Origin of the sequence: Micromonospora tarensis (genome assembly GCF_016803395.1) — a bacterium.
Lineage (GTDB): Bacteria > Actinomycetota > Actinomycetes > Mycobacteriales > Micromonosporaceae > Micromonospora > Micromonospora tarensis.
This window is the reverse complement of sequence record NZ_JAEVHL010000261.1, coordinates 1-8,810: the sequence shown is the minus strand read 5'-3', so window position 1 is coordinate 8,810 and position 8,810 is coordinate 1. Positions and strand designations below refer to the sequence as shown.

Genomic DNA, 8,810 nt, shown 5'->3' with positions numbered 1-8,810 from the left:
CTCACCCACCACCGACGCGTGCTCCGCCACGAAATACGCCGACAACTCCGCCAGACACTGCTGCTCGAAGAACAACGTCGGATACAACTCCACACCAAGATCATCCTCGATGCGCCGGGTGAGGTCGATCAGCTCGCCGGACTGCACGCCCAGCTCCATGAAGTTCGCCGCCCGGTCCAGGGTCGTCGGTTCGACGTCGAGGTGGCCGGCGACCAACCCGGCCAGGTACGCCTCGACGCGACCGAGAAGGTCGTCCGCCGGCCCCTCCGGCGCGGCGACGGGCACGGCCAGCCCCTCCGGCGCGGCGACGGGCACGGCCAGCCCCTCCGGCGCGGCGGCGGTGAACAGCTGGGTGTCGCGGACGTGGCGGAAGGTGAAGCCGTCGACGGCGAGCAGCGGCCGGCCCGACTCGTCGGCCAGCACCAGGTCCATGGTGAGGGCGTGGGCGTCGGCCCGGCGTACCCGAGCCCGGCAGTAGCAGACCTCGGGTAGCGGCCCGGACCCGTGTACGGCGGCGATCGCGACCGGAATCCACATGCCCGGGGTGCCGGGCGGCAGCAGGATCGCCTCGTCCACGGCGGCGGCGCCGGTCACGAACCCACCGTCGAGCAGGACGGGGTGCACGGCGAGCCCGGACAGGGCGGCCCGCGCGTCGGCGGTGAGCCGGAGCCGGCCGAGGCTCTCGCCGTCGCCGACCCAGACCTGCTCGACGCAGCGCAGCGCGGGCTCCCGGGCCAGCAACGGGTTGGCGGCGAGCTGGCCGCCGTCGCGGCTGTGCCCCGTCCGGAGCCCGTCGAGGTCCAGCGTGGGCAGCTCGGCGAGCCGGTCCCCGTCGCGCAGCTCGGCGGTGACGCTGAGCCGGGACGCCGCGGCTGCCCGGTACCGGCTCTCGACCACCCGCCGCCCGTCGCGCTCCGCGACGGCGACGGTCACCTCGGTGGCCTCGCCCGGGTCGAGCACGACCGGTTCGTGGAACGTCAGACCGCGCAGGTGCCGGGAGGTGTCGCCGGCACGGGTCAGCTCCACCGCGAGCGCGCAGTGCGTCACCCCGAGCAGGACCTGCCGCCCGAAGACCTGGTGGGCGCGGAGGTACGGCTCGTCGTACCGGAAGGAGCGGACGACGGTGGCCGGCGTGGACTCCAGCAGCGCCCTCACCTCGTCCCGGGAGAGCCGACCGGCCCGGAACTCGGCGAGTACGGCACGGATGTCGGTGGTCATGCCCGCTCCTTGCTCAGCCGGACGACAGTGGCCGCCGCGGAGTCCAGGTCGACGTGCCCCTCCTGGAGCAGGTCGAGGAGGTCGTCGAGGTTGTCCGGTGGAGTCGGGTCGGGTTCGCCGAGCCGGTACCGGCGGCGGGTGAAGCGGGGCGGCGGCAGCGCCGGGCGAAAACCGGTCTGGCCGGCGTACTGCTCGACGACCACGTGCGCGTTGGTCCCGCCGAAGCCGAACGCCGACACCCCGGCCCGTCGTGGCGTCCCGGCCTGTCCGGGCGTCCCGGCCCAGGGCTGCGTCTCGGTCACCGGGAAGAACGGCGACTCCGCGAACCGGAACCGCGGATGCGGGCGTACGCAGTGCAGCGTCGCCGGCAGCACACCCGTCTGGACCGCCAGCACCGCCTTGACGAAGCCCACCACCCCGGCGGCCCGCATGAGGTGGCCCACGTTGGACTTCACCGACCCGATCCCGCACCTGCCGTCGAAGACCCGCGCCGCCGCCCGTACCTCGATCGGGTCACCCAGCAACGTCCCGGTGCCGTGCGCCTCCAGATAGCCGATCGAACCCGCGGGTACGCCCGCGTCGGCCAGCGCGGCCCGCAGCACCGCCTCCTGACCGTCGATGCTGGGCACCGTCAGGCCCATGGTGCGGCCGTCGTTGTTCACCGCGCCGCCGCGCACCACCGCCGCGACGCGGTCGCCACCGGCGACCGCGTCCGGCAGCCGGCGCAGCAGCACCAGACCGCCGCCCTCACCGAGCACCAGCCCGCGCGCGCTCTCGTCGAAGACCGCGCACACCCCGTCGGGCGCCAACGCACCCGCCTCGCTGAACCCGACGTGCAGATCCGACCCGATGATCAGCTCCACCCCGCCGGCGATCGCGATGTCGCACTCCCCGGACCGCAGGGCGCGACAGGCCGCGTGGATGGCGACCAGCGCGGACGAGCACGCGGTGTCGATGGTCTGCGCCGGCCCGCGCAGGTCGAAGAAGTCGGACACCCGGGCGGCCATCATGTTCGGGATGGCACCCACCAGGGCGTTGCGCCGGCTCCGCATCGGCAGGTCGGCGATCCGTCCGCGCAGGTACGGGCTCTCACCACCGCCGATGAACACGCCGGTCCGGGATCCGGCGACCTCGTCCGGTCGGTACCCCGCGTCGGCGAACAGCTCGGCGGCCAACTCCAGCACCAGCCGGTGATGCGGATCCATCACCAGGGCGTCCGCCTCGGCGACAGCGAAGTAGCCCGCGTCGAAGTCGAACGCCCCGTCGGTGAACCCGGCCCACTTCGAGTACGACGAGTTCGGCCGCTTCCGGGTCGGATCGAAGACCGTCGCGACGTCCCACCGGTCGGCCGGCACCTCCGACACCAGACACCGCTCGGCCACCAGGTTGTCCCACAACGCCGAGACCGAGGCGGAGCCGGGGAAGCGCCCCGCCATCCCGACCACCGCCACCGCGTGGTCCGGCTGCCCGGCTTCGGCGGCCAGCGCGGCCGGCGGCGCCGCTGCTCCGGTGGCCGTCCTGGCGGAGGCTGGTTCAGCCGTGGTCGGCGACGCCGGTGCGGGGTGGGTTGACGACGCCGAGGAAGCGGGAAGCTCCGCCACCGGCGACGGCGGTGTCACGCTGCGCGCCAGATACGCCGCCAGGGCGGCGATGGTCGGATGCTCGCTGACCGCGCTCGGCTCGACGACCGTGTCGAAACGCGTCTCCAGCCGGTTCAGCAACGTCATCAGCAGAATCGAGTCCAGGCCGTACGCGGAGAGGTCCTCGTCCGGGTCCAGCTCGGTCACGTCCACCTTCAACACGTCGGCACAGACCCGGGTCACGTCGACGCGCAGGGCGCCGTCGTCGACTGCCGCCGGTGGTGCCGGCGCTGCCGCGCCCCGACCCAATTCGGCGACGGCCCGAGCGGTAGCGGACTCCGGGGCAGCGGTCAGGCCGAGGCCAACCCGCAGGCGCGCCGGGTCGCCGTACAGGAAGCGCACCTGGGGGTCGACGGCCTCGCCGGTCAGCACGGCGGTCAGCACGGCCAGCCCAGCGGCGGGCGGCAGCGGTCGGGTGCCGGCCGTCTCCCACAGCCGCTGCCGCAGGCTCGCGTCGACGGTCATGCCGCCGCCGTCCCACAGCGGCCAGCCGACCGACACCGTCACGCCGCGACGACGGGTCGAGCGCCACGCCGCGAACTCGTCGAGGAACCTGTTCGCGTACGCGTAGTCGGCCTGCCCCACGTTGCCCAGGGCGCCGGCCAGCGACGAGAAGAGCACGAACCGCTCGACGCCGAGATCCGCCGTGGCCTCGTCGAGCCACCGGGCGCCGGTCACCTTCGGGCCGCACACCGCCGCCACGTCCGCTGCCGACTTGCCCGCGACCAGGCCGTCGCGCAGCACCCCGGCGGCGTGCACGACGACGTCCAACCGGCCGAAGTGCTCCCGCGCCGCCGCCACCGCCGCGAACGCGTCCGTCCGCACCGACACGTCACCCGGCACGAATGTCACCGACGGGCCCAGGCCGGCGAGCCAGGCCCGGTCCGGCGCGGACCGGCCCACCGCCACCACACGTGCGCCGCCGGCCACCAGATGCTCGACCACCAGCCGGCCCAGGCCGCCCTGACCGCCGGTCACCAGACACACCTTCCCGGTCGCGGCTCGTGCCCGACCGGAGCGGTGACTTCGTGCCACCGCCAGACCGCACGTCGTGCGCCGAGGTAGCTGACCTCGGCCTCGCCGCCCTCGCCGCCGAGCCGCCGTGGCAGCCCCGGGTCCGCCGCCGCGTCGTCGTCGAGCCGCACCGTGACGAACGCCAGGTTCGGCTGCTCCTGCCGGACGGTGCGGGCGAACCCGGCCGTCGCGGCGTCCTCCGGTGACCCGGCGGGATGGGCGTGCACCAGCGGGAGCGGCGTGCGCGGCCGTGCCCACGCCTGGGTCAGCGGTAGCAGCGACCCCAGCGGGTCGGTGTGCGCACCGGGTGCCAGGGACCACAGGTGCAGCACGGCCACCGGGTCGTCGCCGCGGGCGGAGAGCGCCTCGCGCACCCTGCTGTGGTCGTCCACCGATCGCGGGTCCACCTCGTACTCCGCGCCCGCGACCACCTCCCGGTACCGGTCGCCGGGTCGGACCAGCACGATGCCGGGCTCGACCCGGCGGCGGTCGTGGTCGAGCAGCAGGATCGGCCCGGTGCGCGGCTCGGGTGCGGACGCCGTGACCCAGTCCCCGGCGAAGAAGAGCGGCCCGTCGCCGGCGGGTACGGCACGCAGGGCCAGGCCGCGCAGCTCGACGCGGACGGCACCGTGCTCGTCGGTGACCCGGACGTCGTAGCGCCGCTCGGTCCGGGTCCGGCCACGGGCTATCACGTGGGCGTACCCGGTCTGCGGCGTCGGACCGGCCAGCACCACCTCGGCGACGGCGAACGGCACGTACACCGGCGTGCCGCCGGCTGCCGGTGGCTCGTCCCACGCCCCGGCCACGGCCTGCAGGGCGCCGTCCAGGAGCGACGGGTGCAGGTGGTACCCGGTGTCCGCGCGACGGGGCTCGGGCAGTTCCAGCCGGGCCAGCACCTCACCGGGTCCGCAGCGCAGCTCCCGCAGGGTGCGGAACGACGGCCCGTAGCGCAGCCCGGCCGCGTCGAACGCCGCGTAGTAGGAGGCGCTGTCGCGGCGATCGGCGCAGCGCGCGCGGACCTCGTCCAGGTCGACCCGGCCCGGCTCGGGCGCGACGCCGGTCTCGGCGTCGAGCCGGCCGCAGGGCGCCCCGTCGGTCTCCCACTGGACCCGGAACCCGCCGTCGGTGGCGCGCACTGTGGTGTGCACCGACACCGGGGCGCTGTCGACCTGGACCGGGCGGGCGAGGACGACGTCCCGAAGCCGCCGCACCGGAGCGTCACCGGCGACCTCGGCGGCCCGGCGGGCGATCTCCAGCAGCGCCACCGCGGGCACCGTGGGTCGTCCGGCCACGACGTGGTCGGTGAGGACGAACTCCCGCCCGGTCAACTCGATCGGGGCGTCGACCTCCTCGAACCAGCACCGGGTCTCGGCGAACGGGTACGTGGGAAGACTGATCAGGCGACCGGTCGGGGCCGGCCACTCGACGTCCTGCCCGGCCACCCAGGCGTGGGCCAGACGACCCGGCTCGTCACCGGGCACAGCGGTGTCCCGGCCGCTGCGGAGGACCCCGGTGTCGTCGCCGGTGGCGAACCCGGCCAGCGTCTCGACGAGCGCGGCCAGGTCGCCCGCGACGACCGCGAGGCGTTCGGCCATCGGCTCCCGGCCGGTACGCACTGTGTACGCGACGTCGGCGAGCCGGATCGGGGGTGCGCCACCGCCCGGCAGCCGGTCGGTCACCGCGCGGACGGTGTCAGCGGGTCGGACGGCGCCGGTCCAGCCGTACCGGCTGCGCAGCCGTCCGGTGATCTCCGCGGCGGTCACCGGGTCGGCCCCGAGCTCGTCGAGCGGTTCGTCGTCCGGCAGCTCGTCCGTCGGCAGGCCCAGCACGTCGGCGACGACCGAGCGCACCTCGTCCACCGGCACCGGCTGCGCGGTGCCGGCGTCGCGCAGGTGGTCGGCGAGCCGACCGGCGTACGCCCGCAGCCGCTCCTCGGTCCGGGCGGACAGCACCACGACCTGCGGCCCGGGTGCCGGTGGCGGCGCGGTGGCCGCCGGCGCCCATTCCTCGACGACGACGTGGGCGTTGGCGCCACCGGCGCCGAAGGAGGAGATGCGGCCCGGCGGGGCAGGCCCGGCGGCGGCGTCCAGGGGGCGAGCGACCGTTGCAGGACGAACGGCGTGCCGGCCAGGTCGAAGCCCGGGTTCGGTGGGTCGCAGTGCAGCGTGGGGGCGAGTTGCCGGTGTCGCATCTGGAGGATCACCTTGGTCAGCCCGGCGATCCCGGCGGCGGCCTCGAGGTGCCCGATCAGCGACTTGGCGGAGCCGAGCCCGCAGTAGCCCCGGGCATCCGTGGTGCGGCGGAAGGCGTTGGTCAGGCCAGCCACCTCCAGTGGGTCGCCCAGCTCGGTGCCGGTGCCGTGCGCCTCGACGAAGGTGACAGTGGCGGGGTCGACGTCGGCCTCGCGCAGCGCGGCGTCGATCACCTCGGCCTGCGCGTTCGGGTCCGGCACGGTGAAGCCACGGGTGGCGCCCGCGTGGTTGACGGCGCTGCCGCGGATGACGGCGTGCACGCGGTCACCGTCGCGCAGGGCCGCGGAGAGCGGTTTGAGCAGCACCGCACCGACGCCCTCGCCGGGCACGAACCCGTCGGCGCCCGCGCCGAAGCTGCGGCACCGCTCGGTGGGCGAGAGCATCCGGGCCTGGCTGAGGGTGCTGAACCGGCTGGGGTGCAGGTACAGGTTGACGCCGCCGGCCAGGGCCATCTCGCACTCACCGCGCCGGATGCTGGCGCAGGCCAGATGAACGGCGGTCAGCGAGGACGAGCACGCGGTGTCGACAGGCATGCTGGGGCCGTGCAGCCCGAGCACGTACGAGACCCGGTTGGCGATCGACCAGGGCGCGGTCTGCGGGTGCACCGCGACGCCGCTGGCCCACCGCTCCGGCCCCCACAGCAGGTACGTGTAGGTGGTGACGCCGGCGAACACGCCGACGCGTCCGCCGCGCTCGCGCAGCCGCTGCCGGGGGTAGCCGGCATCCTCGAAGGTGGCCCACGCCGTCTGGAGGAAGACCCGCTCCTGCGGGTCGATGGTCTCCGCCTCCCGCGGGGAGATGCCGAAGAAGAGCGGGTCGAACCGGTCGACCCCGTCGAGGAACGCCCCGGAGCGGCAGTAGGTCTTCCCGTCGGTGGCCCGCAGCGGGTCCGGGTCGTAGTACCTGTCGACGTCCCAGCGGTCGGCCGGTACCTCGGTGACGCAGTCGCGGCCCTCGGCCAGGTTGCGCCAGAACTCGTCCAGGTCGGCGGCCTGCGGATAGCGACCGCTCAGGCCGATCACGGCGATCGGCTCCGCCGCCGGATTCCCCGCCGGCACGGCGACCTCGGCGGCCGTCGGGGGCCCGGCGGTCCGTGGGCCGTGGGTGGTCTCGAGGTGGGCGGCCAGCGCGGCGGGCGTGCGGTGCTCGTACAGCAGGGTGGTGGGCACCGTGCCGAGCCGGCGGGTCAGCTCGTCGCTGAACCGGCGTACCAGGAGCGAGTCGATGCCCAGGTCGTTGAGGTCGGCGTCGACGGCGAGGTCGCCCGGGTCGACGCGGAGCAACCCACCGAGCACCTCCCGCACCACCGTCAGCATCCGGCCCACCGGCGGCGTCGGCTCGCTGCTCGGGACGGGCTCGCTCGGCGGGGCCGCCGGGACGGCTGGCTCGTGGAGCTGCTGGACGGCGACGGCCACGCCGGGACTGTCGTACATCAGCTCGGCGTGCCACCGCAGCGGCCGGGTGCCGTAGAGCACCGCCGCCTCGTCGTGCCCGCCGGCCAGCACCTCGTCCCACAGGCGCAGGCCCTCGGCGGTGGGCAGCGGATAATTGCCGAGCCGTTCCCGGGCTCGCCGGGCGGCCTCCCCCGGGGCCGACATGCCGCCGGACTCCCAGAGCGGCCAGTGCAGCGCCACGGCGCGCCCGGGGCCCTGCCGGCCCGCCAGGTACGCGGCCTGGTAGGCGTTCGCGTACGCGTAGTCGGCCTGTCCGGCGTTGCCCAGCACACCGGCCAGCGAGGAGAACACCGCGAAGAAGTCCAGGGGCTGGTCGGCGGTGATCCGGTCCAGCAGGACCGTGCCGGGCACCTTGGCCGCCGTCACCGCGCGGATCTCGGTGTCGTCCTTGTCGCCGAGCAGGCGGTCCCGGTGGAGTCCGGCGGCGTGCACGACGCCGCGGAGCGGGCCGAACAGTTCACGGCCGGTCGCCACGGCCCCCCGCAGCCCGGCCTCGTCGGTGACGTCGGCCCGCAGGTACGTCGCGTCGGGCCGGGCGTCGAGCCACCCGCGCAGGTCCACGTCGGCGGGAGAGCGGCCAACGAGCACCACGCGGGCGGCCTGGGACAGCAGGTGGTCGGCGATGATCCGGCCGAGTCCGCCGGCGCCGCCGGTGACGAGGTACGCCGCTCCGGCGCGCACCGGCAGGGCGGGTGCGGACCCGGCCTTGGCGGGTACGAGCCGGCGGCGGTGCCGGACGCCGTCGGCGTACCGGATCTCCACGGTGTCCGGCGCAGCGAACTCGTCGCGGCAGATGGCGGCCAACCGGCCGTCGACACCGGCCACTTCGAGACCCGCCACTTCGAGTCGCCGGCCGGTGAACCGGCTGTCCTCCTGGGAAACACTGCGCAGCACGGCCGTGACCGCGGTGTCGGCGGGGGCGGCGGGGGCGCTGTGGACGTAGAGCAGGCGTAGTCGTTCCAACGCGCTGCTGGCCAACAGGGCGCGGAGCAGCCCGGCCAGCGGCAGCAGCAGCTCGTCGACCACCCGGTCGGCGTCGGCCGCGCCCCGGGCAGGTGGATCACGTCGAGCCGGCCGCCCAGCTCGGTGAGGAGCCGGTCGAGGTGCGCCGGGTCGCGCGGGTCGGCGGTGACGTGTCGGCCGGCGCGGCGGTACCGGGAGCCGGGCGTCACGACCACGGCGGACGGGTCGGCGGCCCGGTAGTCCTCGGCGAACCGCTCGTCGGCGGCGAG

At 75.2% G+C, this 8,810-nt stretch carries 3 protein-coding genes and 1 pseudogene; all 4 read right to left on the bottom strand.

The window, feature by feature from the left end; genetic code table 11:
* The coding region (locus JM949_RS30560) for a polyketide synthase dehydratase domain-containing protein (protein ID WP_203151579.1) at window positions 1-1,218 on the bottom strand (1,218 nt) is incomplete at its 3' end.
* On the bottom strand, window positions 1,215-3,836 hold the full coding sequence (locus JM949_RS30555) for an SDR family NAD(P)-dependent oxidoreductase (RefSeq protein WP_203151578.1): 2,622 nt from the start codon (window positions 3,834-3,836) through the stop codon (window positions 1,215-1,217). The genes JM949_RS30555 and JM949_RS30560, both read right to left, overlap by 4 nt.
* A complete protein-coding gene (locus JM949_RS30550; protein WP_309232400.1) occupies window positions 3,833-5,926 on the bottom strand; it encodes a polyketide synthase dehydratase domain-containing protein in 2,094 nt (697 codons plus the stop codon). The genes JM949_RS30555 and JM949_RS30550 overlap by 4 nt, the downstream gene beginning before the upstream one ends.
* Window positions 5,927-6,039: 113 nt before the next feature.
* A pseudogene (locus JM949_RS38035) lies at window positions 6,040-8,259 on the bottom strand (SDR family NAD(P)-dependent oxidoreductase); the annotation flags it as partial.
* Between the last annotated feature and the right edge of the window lie 551 nt (window positions 8,260-8,810).